12 protein-coding genes are annotated in these 14,397 nt (G+C 39.9%); 6 read left to right on the forward strand and 6 right to left on the reverse strand.

The genetic code is table 11. The features are described 5' to 3' along the window. Window positions 1–10: 10 nt before the first annotated feature. From L693_RS0122520 to L693_RS0122530, 4 genes are all read right to left on the reverse strand, one after another. Entirely contained in the window at window positions 11–1,135 is a 1,125-nt protein-coding gene (locus tag L693_RS0122520; protein WP_025720167.1) for a TIGR04066 family peptide maturation system protein, read from the reverse strand. An 11-nt stretch (window positions 1,136–1,146) separates the two neighbouring features. Further along, the gene (gene ccpM / locus L693_RS0122525) at window positions 1,147–2,601 is read right to left on the reverse strand and encodes a Cys-rich peptide radical SAM maturase CcpM (protein ID WP_025720168.1); all 1,455 of its coding nucleotides are present in this window, start codon (window positions 2,599–2,601) and stop codon (window positions 1,147–1,149) included. A 73-nt stretch (window positions 2,602–2,674) separates the two neighbouring features. After that, a complete protein-coding gene (locus L693_RS29560; protein WP_080751585.1) occupies window positions 2,675–2,860 on the reverse strand; it encodes a CLI_3235 family bacteriocin precursor in 186 nt (61 codons plus the stop codon). A gap of 104 nt (window positions 2,861–2,964) precedes the next feature. Further along, complete coding sequence (locus L693_RS0122530; RefSeq protein ID WP_025720170.1) at window positions 2,965–4,707, reverse strand: ABC transporter ATP-binding protein; 1,743 nt, start codon at window positions 4,705–4,707, stop codon at window positions 2,965–2,967. Window positions 4,708–4,924: 217 nt separating this feature from the next. Here L693_RS0122530 and L693_RS0122535 point away from each other — a divergent pair, with 217 nt between their 5' ends. Then, window positions 4,925–5,512, forward strand: coding sequence for an RNA polymerase sigma factor (locus L693_RS0122535; protein ID WP_025720171.1), 588 nt, complete (start codon window positions 4,925–4,927; stop codon window positions 5,510–5,512). A gap of 170 nt (window positions 5,513–5,682) precedes the next feature. Here L693_RS0122535 and L693_RS0122540 read toward each other — a convergent pair whose 3' ends face one another. Continuing rightward, window positions 5,683–6,384: an ATP-binding cassette domain-containing protein gene (locus L693_RS0122540; RefSeq protein ID WP_025720172.1), complete on the reverse strand. Its 702-nt coding sequence runs from the start codon at window positions 6,382–6,384 to the stop codon at window positions 5,683–5,685. A gap of 23 nt (window positions 6,385–6,407) precedes the next feature. Beyond that, entirely contained in the window at window positions 6,408–7,592 is a 1,185-nt protein-coding gene (locus tag L693_RS0122545; RefSeq protein WP_025720173.1) for an IS256 family transposase, read from the reverse strand. 209 nt (window positions 7,593–7,801) lie between these two features. Between L693_RS0122545 and papA the strand changes: the two genes are divergently transcribed. The 5 genes from papA (at window position 7,802) to L693_RS0122575 (ending at window position 14,321) form a co-directional block, all read left to right on the forward strand. After that, window positions 7,802–8,056 carry a freyrasin family ranthipeptide gene (gene papA / locus L693_RS31995; RefSeq protein WP_269320860.1) on the forward strand — a complete coding sequence of 85 codons (255 nt, stop codon included), beginning with the start codon at window positions 7,802–7,804 and terminating at the stop codon, window positions 8,054–8,056. A gap of 262 nt (window positions 8,057–8,318) precedes the next feature. Then, window positions 8,319–9,740 carry a PapB family radical SAM/SPASM ranthipeptide maturase gene (gene papB / locus L693_RS0122555; protein WP_025720174.1) on the forward strand — a complete coding sequence of 474 codons (1,422 nt, stop codon included), beginning with the start codon at window positions 8,319–8,321 and terminating at the stop codon, window positions 9,738–9,740. Next, window positions 9,730–10,635, forward strand: coding sequence for an ATP-binding cassette domain-containing protein (locus L693_RS0122560; protein WP_025720175.1), 906 nt, complete (start codon window positions 9,730–9,732; stop codon window positions 10,633–10,635). The genes papB and L693_RS0122560 overlap by 11 nt, the downstream gene beginning before the upstream one ends. A gap of 658 nt (window positions 10,636–11,293) precedes the next feature. Then, window positions 11,294–12,439 (forward strand): hypothetical protein, encoded by a 1,146-nt coding sequence (locus L693_RS0122570; RefSeq protein WP_025720180.1) that lies wholly within the window; start codon window positions 11,294–11,296, stop codon window positions 12,437–12,439. Between the two features lie 43 nt (window positions 12,440–12,482). Beyond that, on the forward strand, window positions 12,483–14,321 hold the full coding sequence (locus L693_RS0122575) for an ABC transporter ATP-binding protein (protein ID WP_025720182.1): 1,839 nt from the start codon (window positions 12,483–12,485) through the stop codon (window positions 14,319–14,321). The last annotated feature ends 76 nt before the right edge of the window (window positions 14,322–14,397 follow it).

The following is a 14,397-nucleotide window of genomic DNA, read 5'->3' on the forward strand; positions in this document are numbered from 1 at the left end:
CTCCCCTCCATTACAACTGAACTACATGATGCTCAACCGAAAAATAATGTAAAATATCGTTCGCCAGCTTGCTCATATCTTCATCGTTAGACGGATTGAGTATTGGCACAGAATAATTAGAAAACTCTTGTTTTTTCTCTTCCACGAAACGATTATCAACAGAAGCATATTGCATGTTCACCGTGGAAGAAGAGTAACTATCGAATACATTATTACACAAGGCGTATCCCAACAGTGAAGAGGAAAAACGGTTTTCCATATACTGTTGCACATGCTCCAAATATTTTAAATTGTAGCTATCGTAATGGAGACAACAGATTAGACCGTCCGGTCTGACAGCACGGGATACCAAAAATGAAGTTACTCCAAAATAATTCGTGAACGTATTATTAAAGGGGACAATCCCGCCAGGGATACCTACGAGTATCAGGTCAGGTTTTTCGCTCTGCTCTATTTTTTTCAAATAGCGATTAAACATGATAATCTTCTGCGCTTCGGTCATACCGCCCTCAAACATAAACTGTGGAAATGAATGTGCGTCTATCAGCTCTCCGCATCCATTAGATGTGATTTGCGATACCCGATATCCTTGCGCTTCAAGCTTCTGCCGAATGTTAAGCTGCAAATTAAGCTTGTGGGTTCGCTCGTTCAGACCTAGTACAAACAAAACGGGTGTAAAAAAATCATGGATAGCGGAGCTTGGATCTGGCGGCGAAATATGTTCCGTGCGTACATCAAATGTATTTTTTAAAATCAGCTTGTGATCATGATCCTCACAGGACTGGATGAACTCCATACACGGGTCTGGCAAAGTAAAATTGCACATGACTTTTTTGCCAAGTTGTCCAGCCTTCATGATCACCGGCAGATAAACCTCTGCGATATCCAGCTTGAAATTGGATTGTACCAGTAATATGGCATCACAGTGCTCTATTTCTTGCCCCAGACAAGACTCCGGCTTCACTATGAATCCTGTTGCTTCACCCTTGTCCGCTACACAGGCATCTTTCCCGATCATACCCGATCCTTGAAAAGAAATAAGTACAACTTCCCCATAACTTCCTAATAAGTTCAAATTCCTAACCAGGGCTATCGTTTCATAATCAAACGGAAAAATGATTAATTTATTCGTCATGGAGACACCCCTCATGCTTTTTCAAAGTCAAGGATCGTATCCTCAGAGAAATCATATCCCAGCTCATTCATCATGCAAAAATCAAGCAAAGTATGTCTGATATCGTTTTTAACGACGGAGCAGTGGCTCATCTTCTTTTCTTTGGACAAGGTATGCAAATCATCTGCTACAGCAACACATAGCGTACAAAAACGAAAATTCCAGCAGTTTTTACATGCATCCTCCGTGATGGTCCCTACATTTAAAATTCGGCTGATTTTATCCACCTCAAAGCCAGTGTCCACCTTTCCAATCTGTACCACCTCCGACTGCTCACTCACCCGTTCACATGGAAACAGATTTCCATGTACATCTGCAAACAAACGCTGAACACCAGGCACACAGGGTCCGCCATGATGTGCTTCTATCGGCATCCCCGCAGAAGGCTTTCTATAATGAAACATTCGGAAATATAACTGAATATAATAGTCCTTAATCAGCTTGGAGACATGACTTTCATCCACTCTTCCAAACTTGGAGAGCATCATTTTAAAAACCTCATAGCCTCTCTGCTCAATAAATGCATTCCTGTATAAAATTTCATCCTTCACATAAGCATCGTTAATGTAGGACGACCTTACACTGTACAGACTTTCGAATGTTTCATAATTCGTATAAAAATCATTGATACAACCAAAATCATTGCGGGTATCCAGCACCACATTAAAATTAATCCATTCAAAAAGGGCCGGGTAATTCCTTTTAATTTTGTCCACATTGGCAATGATCGTATCGAAGGAGCCCCGCCCGTTAACAGCAAACCGTCTGTTTCTGTCATGATTCTCCTGATCTCCGTCCAGACTGATGGTAAGCACAAAACGATGTTCATCCAGAAAGGCTAAAATATCGTCATTAAGCAACGTACCATTAGTCGTCAAATGAAAGCCTACATCTCTATACACTACCTGCTCCTTGATATATTCCACACATTGCTTGATCAACGGAAAATTAATGAGCGGCTCTCCCCCATAAAACCCAAAATCCAAACGGTCACTGTCTACTGACCGATCAATGACAAAATCAATACACTTGCGTGCTGTCTCAAAATCCATCATCAGACTGGTATGACCTCGATTTTCATATCCTCCTGAATACACGCAATAAGAACATCTAAGATTGCAATTTTGAGTTACCTGCAAGGTGAGGGTCTTAAGCTGATGCTGCAGCATATGCTCCAAATGCTTCGTCTTGGGATGAATCACAATCTGCGGACGCTGTGAAGATAAAAATCCGTTATCCAACAAATCACGGATATACTGCTGCAATTCCGGTGCAGCCTCCATCTGATCCAGGTCGAAGCTGGAATGCGAATTCAGAAAATGATAAGCCTCCTCTTTAATCCGCAGGATCAAGTTGGTATTGACATCATATACATAATGGTGGAGTCTCGTCTGAAATGTGTATATAAAGGGTTGGCAAATGTTCACAATTCACACCTACTCTGTTTTGATGTGGACAGAAGAGCCTGGAATTCCCAGGCCCCTCCATACAGATACAAGCTTAATAATTGCCAATTCCAGTTCCATTATCTCTGCGATAAGAGCCGTCACTTTCTCGCTGAGTATTGGAGCTTCGAGTCAGACTGCCTGCGCAATAACAGGAGCAAGGACAATAACAGGAACAACCACAGCCAAATGCCTCAATCGTGTCGCCTACATTTGCACTTCTTTTCACAAGCTTACGCATGTTAAACTACTCCTCCCATTCATAATATGATGTAAAAGGGTGTTCACCTATACTAATTCCTTGCATGGTGTTAAATCACACTATGAAAGCGTTTGTTTTTTTCATCATTTTATTGCAGCCTCTTCATGCTCGAATACCCATTCTCTGTAACCGGCATGACCGTTCATAAAATAGGAATGTGACCCTATTTGAGCAGGCTCGCCTTTCTCCAGCAAAATGACTTTATCGACATGTGCTAATACCTCGCTCCGATGTGTAACGATCATTACGGTCTTGTCACGTAAACGGGTCTTCAACAATTGCTGGACATTTAGCCTGGCTGCCGTATCCAAATTGGAGGTCACCTCATCAAAAATAAACAATGGCGCTTCCCTGACCAAGGCCCGAGCCATGGCAATTTTCTGTCTTTGACCACCCGACAACCTGGAGCCATTCGAGCCTATTGGGAAATCATCTTCCAAGCTCTGAACCAATTCTTCCAAACCAACCTCCGCGATAATAGCCTCTATTTCATCATTCGTGACTTCTGCGCCCAAGCGGATATTGCCAAAAATAGTAGTATCAAATAAATATACCTGCTGACTGACCAAGGCTATTTGATTTCGGTACTCATCTATTTCGTAGCTTTGAATGTCAATGCCGTCATAAGTGATCATCCCCTGATCAGGCTGGGTGAATCTCATCATCAAATCCAGCAGCGTAGACTTCCCTGCTCCATTTGCCCCGATGATCGCTACCTTTTCCCCCCGGGCAATCCTAAAATTCAAGCGGGACAGGACGGGTTCATCCTTGGCATAAGAAAAAGAAACATTATGAAATGCAATATGATTTTCGAGGGGCGGCTCTGAAAGGAAAGACGCTGGAGTGACCGAATTAGATGTCTCTTCCTCCGCCCAATCCAAAAACTGATAATATCGAATGGAGGAAGGAACCACTTCAGCCAGAATGTAACCAATATTTAAAATAGCGAAAACAGGTGTGGTAACATAGGCACTGTAAGAAACAAAGGCAAAAATACCGCCTACACTGAGCTGTAAACGAAAAATAAGATTAGCTCCAACAACATACAGAAGCATCATGAGGAGTTGAACTAAAATTGATTCCGAAGCGATATTCCACGCGTCCAGAAGTGATAACTTCCGTTCCGAATCTACAATTCGACGCTGCCTGGATGAGAACTGCTGGTGCCTATGTGGAATAAGACCAAACATTCGCTGTTCCTTCATGCCTCCGATAGATTCCCCAAACCACTGGGCAAAGTCACTACTGCCTTCAATTAAATCCCCCACCAGTCTTTTTCTGCGCTTCACAAAATACTTCACAACGACATATTTGATGGGCAAAAAGCACAGCACAATTACAGTCATCTTCCAGTTAATGAGCAGCAATCCGCATAAACCACCAATCATGCTGAACGCCTGCATAATGATAAAAAATATTCCGCTATCCGTGATCCTCGATACATTGCCTACATCTGTACTAATTTGGTTTAGCAGTTCAGCTTCATTGGTTCGGTTAAAATAGCTCATTCGGATTCTTGTCAGATGCAGATACCCCTTTTCAAATAAAGAGAAGGTAACCTGTGCGCTTAAGCCTGCACGAAAGTTTTCTTTACACACGTTCAGCAGCTTGTCCAAGCAAACGATTAAAAACGCAGCAGAAGTGTACAGGATTACAGCCTGCATATTCCCTTTCAGGAGACCCTGGTCCACAATCATTTTGCTTGTCAAAGGCAATAATATATTCAAGCCCGCTGATACGATTAAACATGCCAAAATGATAGCCACCGTTTTCAGATGAGGTCTAAATGTTGCCGCCAACCGTTTGTATACGATTGATTCTTTCATCCTTTCCCCCCTTCCAGCTCATGCATCCTCCCCTCCTATTTACTAATTCCGTCTCTGCATCAAAATCACCTTAAAAAATCTCCTAACTGTTCTAGTAATTCCATATTAACGAGATTAAAGTATGATTTATGTCATCCTTCTAAATTGGAATTAATGTATATGATTGGGATATATTAATCTCTTTTATCCTTTTTATCCGTCCAAAGGGGGCTTGAACATGCCAACCAAGATGGTTATCGACTGCTGTGAAGAGGATCAATGTCGCAGAAGTTCTAGATGCTTTTACAGGAAGATTTGTGAGCTTTATCTAGGTGAAGTCTATCGTTTTTGCCTGCATTTGATCAAGAATCAGTCCTGCTTCAAATTTATGGCGGAAGAATGTACGCAGGATACTTTTGTCGCAGCAAGACAGCAACTGGTCAAGCTAAAACAGCACCCCAATGTCAAAGGTTGGTTGTACCTTACGGCTAAGAATCTTGTATGTAAATCATTCAGGAGCTACTATACACAAAAAAAGCATGAAGCTGCGCTTCAATACGAACAGATATACAGGTTTTCAAATTCGGTGGAAGAGGAGTGGGAGAATCGAAGGCTGGGAGATGTGGATACGGTTATCGTTAACATACTGACGCAGCTTTCAAAAAATGAATATATGCTCTATCAAGACTACTTTTGTCAACATATACCTGTGCCCTTCCTTGCTATCAAATATAATATCTCCGTTACGGCTACAACGACCCGCATCTACAGATTGAAAAGAAAAATTCGGACGTTATCTCATCAATATTGCCTGACTCATATATAAATATGTCCATGTGAAGCCAAAAAAGCGGAGCCTCTCTTTCAAAGAGAAGCTCCGTTGTTTGTATTGTGGCTATGATTTGTATTCACAAGATACTCTACATAGTCTCCTTCTCATAAGGTAAAAAAACGTTTGTTCGCAATCTAACTGTTTGCCGGAATCTCTATATACAGTTAGCGTGTATCATTAGTAACTAGCGCTTCCTGGAATGTATTAATTTCATCAGAAAATAAATCATAGTAAAGCCCTCGACTTTCAATTAGTTCTTGGTGAGTTCCTTCTTCTATAATCTGACCCTTATCCAGAACTAAAATTTTACCTGCATATAGAACAGAGGTATAACGATGAGAAATGTAGAGGCAAAGCCTATCAATAACAAAATTTTGAAATTGGCGAAATACTTGTTTTTCTGATTCTGGATCAAGAAATGAACTAGGCTCATCTAATACGTAAACGTCAGCATCTTTGAAGAGCGCTCTGGATATAGCTATCTTTTGCCACTGCCCTCCTGAAAGCTGTATACCCCCTTCAAAGTTTCTTCCTAGCTGTTGTTCTAATTGATTAGGCAGATCTCGTATTACCTTATCTACTCCTGTATACTGTGCCGATTTCCATATCCTAGTATCAAATTCAAGATGATCTATACTGCCAAAACCTATATTTTCTCTTACTGAAAAATCAAATTGAACAAAATCTTGAAATATAACACCTATTTTTTTATAAAGTAATTCTTTATGATAATTTCGAATCGAGATAGAATTGATTAAAATATCTCCTTTAAAATCTTCATATAATCCCGTTAAAAGTTTTATTACTGTTGTCTTTCCTGACCCGTTTTCTGCCGGGAGCGTCAAGAAGTTTGTGTAAATGAACATAACCTTTCCCGTAGAAGGTGGTATTAATCTGTGGTGGTGAACATGGCCTGGAGTTCAGCACGAGCCTGATCGAAGCCGATATGGCAACGAGTAGCGAAGCGTTGGTTGTAGCTCTCAAACTGTGAAACCAGAAACTTCTCCAAGGCCTCCTCATGAGGGAATTGTTCCTTGCGCTTGGTGTATTTTTTGATTTGTTTGTTCAACGATTCAATGAGATTGCTGGAGTAAATGCTTCTCCAAATGGGCTTGGGAAAGCTATAGAACGTAAAGAGGTTGGGATTGTCGCGTAATGACTTAACCACCTTGGGGTAAGAGGACTTCCACTTGTCGCAAAAGGTCTCCAGGGCAGCTCTACCCGCTGCTTCATCCTCTGCCCGATACACCGTTTTGAAGTCCTCACAGATGCTCGCACGATCAGACACCCGTACTTTATGAGCGATATTACGGGCAACGTGTACGAGGCAGACTTGGTATTTAGCCTGGGGAAAAACCTGCTTAATGGCGGATTCCACGCCAGTCAGACCGTCCGAGATGAACAGTAATATTTCTTCGGCTCCTCGTGCTTTCACGTCCTGTAACAGCTCATTCCAAATGTAGGCGGACTCTGTAGGTGCTACGGTATAGGTCAAGACTTCCTTGGAGCCATCTTCACGAATGCCCACGGCAATATACACAGCTTCCTTGGATACGGTGTCCCGCTTCACGGCAATATAGGTGGCATCGACATAGACGCACACGTAGCGCGGAGCTAGCGTGCGCTTCGCAAAGGCATCCACATGCTCCACCATCCCCCTTGTCATGTTCGACACCGTCTGTGGCGTGTAGTGATAGCCGTACATTTTTTCGAGCAGGTCTGAAATCTCAGTCATCGTGACGCCCTTTTGGAACATATGGATGACAAAGGATTCCAGGGTGTCATTGGAACGCTTATAAGGAGCCACGGTCTGCTGTTTAAACTCACCGTTACGATCCCTTGGGATGCTAAGACACAGATCCCCGTATTCGGTATGAATCGTACGGGAGTATGCTCCATTGCGAGAATTCCCTGAATTGACTCCGGCACGATCGTACTTTTCGTAATCCAGAAAGGCCATTAACTCGGTTTGAAGCAGGTGGTTCATGGCTTTTTCCAAGTGATCACGGAAAACCGGAGTAACATCCTGTTTGGTGACTAGAGCTTGGACTAAATCTGTTGTAAAATGATTCATAGGGAAGACCTCTTTTCTGTGAATGGTGTGTGGTAACTTCATTCTACTAGAAAAGGTCTTCCTGTTTCTATTTACACATAATATTTTACGCTCTCAAATCAGTCACCACCAATATTAAAGTTTTATTTTTGAAGAGCAACTAGGCGCATACATTTTATTATATGTACTTACAAATACTTCAAAAATAAAGCGTTAACAAAATTGATACAATTAACTTCAAAAAAGCATTTAAACCAAAAAAAAAGAATTACTATAATAAACTAGTAACAAATAATACAGATAATAAGGAGGTGACTCGGATGTTTGAACCTATGAACCAAGCTGCTCAAGGTGGTATTTCTCCTATGTCTGAATGTTATATCTGTGATAGAAGAGATGCTTGTACTAGTTGTGACACCGAAGATTGGATTTGCACCATGGAAGGTGGAGGTGTTTGTTTTCGTATAGATAATGATGGTCATTAAAGTTGCTCATGCTATCTAATATCCTGTAAAAAACAAAAAAATTACATGAAATGCAGAAGATTGTTGTATAACATGTGATGGGTCCGATTGGTTTTGTTGAAGCGAAAGTCATATGGCTTATATTACAAGAGATACTTATTGATGTTACATGCGCCGCGCAATCTGAGAAACAATGAGACACGGATTAATTAAACAGGAGGTCCGGGAATTAATTTCTTGGACTTCTCCTGTTTGTATCTCAATTATGAAAGGACGATCAAAGATGTTTAATGGCCCATTAAGAGCAAATCCCATCAAAGTTATAGAAGAAAAAGATAATTTATATTTGTACATTGTGGAAACAAATGGCCTCTTTCAGATTGATGATACAGTACTCGAGATATGTCGTAGTGAAGGAAAAAAAGTAGAGGAGATATACGAGCTTCTTAATCATCGTTCTACTAAGGAAGATGTAGATTCGTTGTTAACTAACTTGGAGACAGCATCCGTTATACAGTTTGATGATTCGTCAACTAATGAGGTTTTTCATAACTATACTGATGAAAAATTGAGCATATCTTCTATAATTCTTATGCTGGTACAAGAATGCAACTTGAGATGCTCATACTGTTATGGTGGAGACGGGGAATATAACGATAAAGGAAGAATGGACACGGAGACAGCATTAAGAGCCGTAGACTATTTGTTTGATCAGTCCGGTGAAGAAGAAGAATTAAACATTTGCTTTTTCGGGGGAGAGCCGCTTCTGAACTTTAAAGTTATTAAAGAAATCGTGGCCTATACTAAAACCAAACAAAAAAGCTCAAATAAAAAGGTTACATATAGCATGACAACGAACGGTACCTTAATATCCAAAGAAATCGAAATTTTTTTGCTGGATCATCATGTTTCCACTCAAATTAGTCTGGATGGTGATCGAGAAACACACGACTACAATCGATATTTTCAGAACAGAAAAGGAACCTACGATACTATTCTAAAAAAGACGAAAAATCTAAGAGAAAAAGGGGGCCTTACTGCAAGAGCCACCGTTTCACCCGTGCAACTAAATATAACACATACATTCACTCATTTAATGGAGATTGGTATTCATAATGTTGCGATGTATCCCGCAGTTGAGATGCTTAATGAAGAAGATTTTGAAAAATATGCTTCAGAATTCACCAAACTGGTTGGTTATTTTGAATCCTTGATTCAAGCTAAACAATATCGAGATGCTCGTCAAATATCCAATATTTTAAAGTACTTGAGAATGATTCATTCTTCTTCCACGCGACATTATTTTTGTGGAGCGGTCTCACATATGCTGGCCGTTGATGTACACGGAAACCTATACCCTTGTCAACGGTTCGTTAAAGAAAAAAATTATTCTTTAGGAAATGTAAAAGATGGGTTAAATGCAAAGAAGAAGAGTGACACTCTTAGCGAGCTTCGTTTAGAGATGAGAACAACATGTGCAGATTGTTGGGCTAAAAATTTATGCGGTGGCGGATGTCCTCAAGAAAATCTAGTGTTTAGTGGTTCAATAAATAAACCGGTTGATAAATATTGTAACTTTATACGAAGCGAAATAATGGATTGCCTAAAACTATACTTACGATTGACTGAAGAAGACAAGAGAAACTTGTTCCCTGCCAAGCGGCAGCAAAAACCAATACTGGAGGATGTCTCAATTGGCAATTGATGTGCAAGGCTTATGTAAGTCATACGGTTCTCACCAAGTGCTTAATAAACTCCATTTTCACATTGATAGCGGCATATTCGGACTACTGGGAGATAATGGAGCAGGTAAGACTACGTTAATGAAAATTCTTGCCACACTGCTTTCATTTGACGAAGGAGAGGTTGACATATTCGGACACTCCTTAAGAAAGGAACCCGATGCTATTCGCTCTTTACTGGGTTACCTGCCCCAGCACTTTGATTTTTTTCCGAATGTGACAATTATGGAGTCCATGAACTATATTGCTACTTTAAAAGGCATTCAAGGGGAGCGTCATATTCAGAAGGAAGTGTCCCTCCGATTAATGGAGGTGGGCCTTACCCATCATGCCCATAAAAAAGTGAAGCAACTATCCGGAGGTATGAAACAGCGGTTTGGTATTGCCCAAGCTATGCTGGGACAGCCCAAGCTGCTAATTGTTGATGAACCGACAGTAGGACTGGACCCTAAAGAGCGGATTGCTTTTCGCAATCTGCTCCAAAGCTACGGAGAAGACTGTATTGTATTGTTATCCACTCATATTGTTCCTGATATTTCAAGCACATGTGAAAAACTGCTTATTTTAAGGGAAGGACGTTGCTTGTACCAAGGGCTTATAGACGATATGATTCGAACTCTTGAAGGTAAAGTGTGGTTAGCCGATGTCGATAAGCGTCAGCTAGAACAATTGAGTCAGCAGGCTCGCATTGTGTCTGTTGTGAGGAAAGACGGAAGGCTTCAGGCTCGCCTCTTGTGTGATCGTCCGCCGGATTGTTGCACAGAAGTCGTACCCGAAACGGCTAACCTTGAGGATGCATACCTGCACATTTCCGAGGAAGGAGAGTCAATAGGATGCGACAAAAAACCAAAGCTTTAATACGATTTGAAATTTTGCTTATGAAGAAAAGTGTATTACTTATCCTGATGATAGGATTTTCTTGTTTTTTCACCCCCTTAATTATACATCTAACTAGTGGCAATACAGACACAGAACAATGGATATTCCTGCTTCATATTCAGATGTTTTTTACTATACTACTCTTACCGTTGATATACTCCTTTCTTTATGATGACGAAAAGCAAAAAATGATATCCTCTGTCATTGTGCCCAAACTGTATCAAACAGACAGATATTTTCACTGTAAGAGTTGTGTGTTGTGGGGAGTAATTTGCCTCATTCAGTTCATCTCTTTAGCTCTCATTTGCGTGATTCAGTGGCTGAATGGTAGGGCTCAGGTGATGATACTGCTTCCGTTAACAGCGGCAGGCATAGCAACAATAGCTTTCTCGGTTCAAGTCACCGTCATATTGAGCTTACTATTGCGCAAACAAATATATGTGACAATCATAATGATTGTCTACCTTTTTAGCAGTATGAATTTTAATGTTCCTTACATATCCATCTGGTTCAATCCCGATTGGATTACGTCAAACTTTTTCACATGGTCGTTTGCTTTCGGACGATTGTTCCTGTTTCTAATCGCATGGGTATTGATGCGAGTCAGTAATCATGTGTGGATGGCGAGGGTGTCATGATGAGTGTAAAAATAGTTCGCTTCTGGCTGCAGCTTTTACTTCGAAAGGAACAAGCGATAACCTTTCTCGTTTCCTTGAGTGTGGTCATATTATTTAATTTATTTATGAATGCGGGGCTAACAACCAATTATATTATCAATTTGCTGTTTGTTGCTTTCTTCTCTTTGCAGATTACCAGTTTACATAAACGAAATCATACCGAGCAATATCTGTCGATCTCCGTTCTGCCTACTTATCGTCTGATTTCTTACCAGTTTTATGTTTCCTTACTCCTTTCATTCCCTCTTTTTCTGATGATGATGGGACTTTTATGGAGGATGTTCATGGATGCCCCATTGTGGAATTTGGTTATTATTGTATTTTCTTCCGGCATCTTTGCGATCATGTCCGGTCTCTTGATGGGACAAACAGTGAATCATAATGGGTGGGCTTTGGCTGTTCTCATTGCTTTTTATCTGCGGATAGGCTTAATGCCCTGGACTTATAGTGAAAAGTTACGTTATATTTCTCCCATTGTGAACAGATTCAATCCCTATATGATTAATTGGCGGAATGTCATCGCTCTGTTCGCTTTTAGTCTGATGTTCTACGGAATGGGAACGTTATTCTCCAATCGGCGTGGAGGCGGCAAAAAGTCAATGGTCCCTTGGATCAGCACAGTTTTCGCCTGTTGCCTACTACTTAGTGTGTGGGGATATGAGGGGATATATAACGAGCAAGTTCGAACGACACCGTTTCAAACGATAAGAGTGGGACAAACTCAAGTGGAGTACAAGGGGATTGATTCGTATCAGGCAGAGCAATTTGCCACCCTTTTTGAAGCACTGTATCAAGTTGCTAGGGAACGAGGTGCAAATCCGGTGCGCTATACCTTGGAGATCACTCGGATGCACTCCATGTCCTCGTTCGAACCGAAAGTAATACTACAAAATCATAATAAACTGCAAATTAATATCTATTCCAATAAGCTTCTAGAGTTTAACTTTGGGATGGATTGGGCGAGTAAATGGGTCGATTATATCCTGCCCCAACCAACCAAATTGTCGGAGAAGCAATTGGATGATTTTAAGCGTCTGAAATATGGCATTGTCCTTGAGGTCCGCAGAATGAATCCTGGGAAAGTATACACACGCCAAGTCGATTAAGGCTGTTTCTTAATGAGAATAGTAAAAGGAAGGGACGAAATGTATGGAACATAGAGCGGAACATCTTAATGTCAAATCCATACTCCATTCATTTCAATACTGGCCGGAGTTAACTAAATTATTATGGAGAACGGATAAAAAATATTTTACTTTCATTATTTTTGGTTATCTTCTAAAGGGGCTACTCCCGATTGCGAATCTTCTTTCCATTCAGTACTTAGTTTCTGAAATAGAGACCAAATCGTTATCACATACGTTGCAAATAAGTGCAGTGTTCCCTTTAATTCTCGTGATGTTATGTAGCTTACTCGTTGTCAGTTTACTTGAATATACCGAAAAATTATTCCAAATTGTATTAAGTAATAATTTACAAACATCCATAATATTAAAAACATCAACATTTAAACTCGCTGATTTTGAAAATCCGCAAGTTCACAATCAACTAAAAAGAGTACAAAGTGACTCTATTGATAGACCTACTCAGATCTACAAAGAGTTAATTAACCTTTTAAGTTCATTAGTGACCCTATTTTCTAGTATCGCCATCCTGATTGCGTTCAGATGGTGGATTTTACTCATTCTTGTTGTTTCCCCGTTGGCATCCTTTTATTCTTTACTGAAGTTTACACAAATTCAATATATAGCCAAGAAGAAGCGGGCTCCTTTGCAACGTAAATCCAGATATATTAATTACTTGTTGACTAATGAAAACTCATTTAAGGAAATAAAATTGTATCAACTCAGTAACTACTTCATTGTAAAGTACAAAGAAATTTTTAATATTTTCTATCAAGAAGATAAATATTTAGCGAAAAAACGCATTATTTTATATTTGTCTTTTCAAATTATAAGCACATTATTTATAGTCATTGCTTTGGTTATTATTATACTAATAACCTGGAAAGAACAGCTTCTTGTGGGCAGTATTTATGGACTAGTTCAAGCGGTCTTATTGGCCAATCAAAATATTAATGCTGTGTCTCAAGGGTTAATTTCATTGTGTGATCATAATCTGTACCTGGATGAATTATTTATTTTTTTTAATAGACAGCATAAAGATGAGGATTCAAATATGACGTTAAAAGAATCAAGCATTCATACTGATCCTACAATAGAATGCTTAGAATTTAAAAACGTTTCATTTGCCTATCCGGATCAAAAGGAACTGACTCTCAAAGATGTAAGTTTTAAAATTAATCGCGGAGAATCTTTTGCTCTAGTTGGTAGAAATGGATCGGGAAAAACAACGGTTATAAAGCTTTTAACGGGATTATATGAAGATTTTAAAGGAGATATTTTAATTAATTCTATCTCAATCCGCAATTATAATAAAGAAATGCTATTTAACAGAATAGGGGTTATATTTCAAGACTTTGTTCAATTCGAATTTACGGCAAGAGAAAATATAGGTTTTGGCAAGCTGGAACACCTCGATCATGATGTTAGGATATGGGAAGCAGCACAGCATACAGGGATAGATAGGATAATACGGAATTTTCCAGATCAATTAGAGCAACAGCTAGGAAGAAATTTTGAAGGAGGGATACAACTCTCCGGTGGCCAATGGCAAAAAATAGCGATATCCAGAGCACTTTTTAAAGATGCTGACGTGTATGTGTTAGATGAACCAAGTTCATTTCTGGATCCGGAATCAGAAAAACAAGTATTTCGCCAATTTCAAAATTTTATTAAAGATAAGTTAGGCATGTATATTTCTCATCGTTATACATCTGTTTTATATGCGGATAAAATCTTAGTTCTGGACAAGGGCCGGATTGTAGAAGAAGGAACTCATCAGAAGCTGATTGAAAATCGAGGACTCTACTATGAGTTGTTTTCTGATGAAATCAAGTCGTTTCAAAAAGCGGTAGCTTCTAAATGAGTGCACGTGAACGGTATATGTTGCGATGACGAAATAACAAAACGGCGGAGCTTCCCGATTTAAATCGGGAAGCTCC

Source organism: Paenibacillus sp. 1-18 (genome assembly GCF_000520755.1).
Classification (GTDB): Bacteria; Bacillota; Bacilli; order Paenibacillales; family Paenibacillaceae; genus Paenibacillus; species Paenibacillus brasilensis.

Excerpts from the sequence above, each read along its gene's own strand:
- L693_RS29560 (WP_080751585.1), bottom strand. The coding sequence starts at position 2,860 with ATGCGTAAGCTTGTGAAAAGAAGTGCAAATGTAGGCGACACGATTGAG.
- L693_RS0122520 (WP_025720167.1), bottom strand. The coding sequence starts at position 1,135 with ATGACGAATAAATTAATCATTTTTCCGTTTGATTATGAAACGATAGCC.
- L693_RS0122575 (WP_025720182.1), top strand. The coding sequence starts at position 12,483 with ATGGAACATAGAGCGGAACATCTTAATGTCAAATCCATACTCCATTCA.
- L693_RS0122535 (WP_025720171.1), top strand. The coding sequence starts at position 4,925 with ATGCCAACCAAGATGGTTATCGACTGCTGTGAAGAGGATCAATGTCGC.
- L693_RS0122545 (WP_025720173.1), bottom strand. The coding sequence starts at position 7,592 with ATGAATCATTTTACAACAGATTTAGTCCAAGCTCTAGTCACCAAACAG.
- L693_RS0122570 (WP_025720180.1), top strand. The coding sequence starts at position 11,294 with ATGAGTGTAAAAATAGTTCGCTTCTGGCTGCAGCTTTTACTTCGAAAG.
- papB (WP_025720174.1), top strand. The coding sequence starts at position 8,319 with ATGTTTAATGGCCCATTAAGAGCAAATCCCATCAAAGTTATAGAAGAA.
- L693_RS0122540 (WP_025720172.1), bottom strand. The coding sequence starts at position 6,384 with ATGTTCATTTACACAAACTTCTTGACGCTCCCGGCAGAAAACGGGTCA.
- L693_RS0122530 (WP_025720170.1), bottom strand. The coding sequence starts at position 4,707 with ATGAAAGAATCAATCGTATACAAACGGTTGGCGGCAACATTTAGACCT.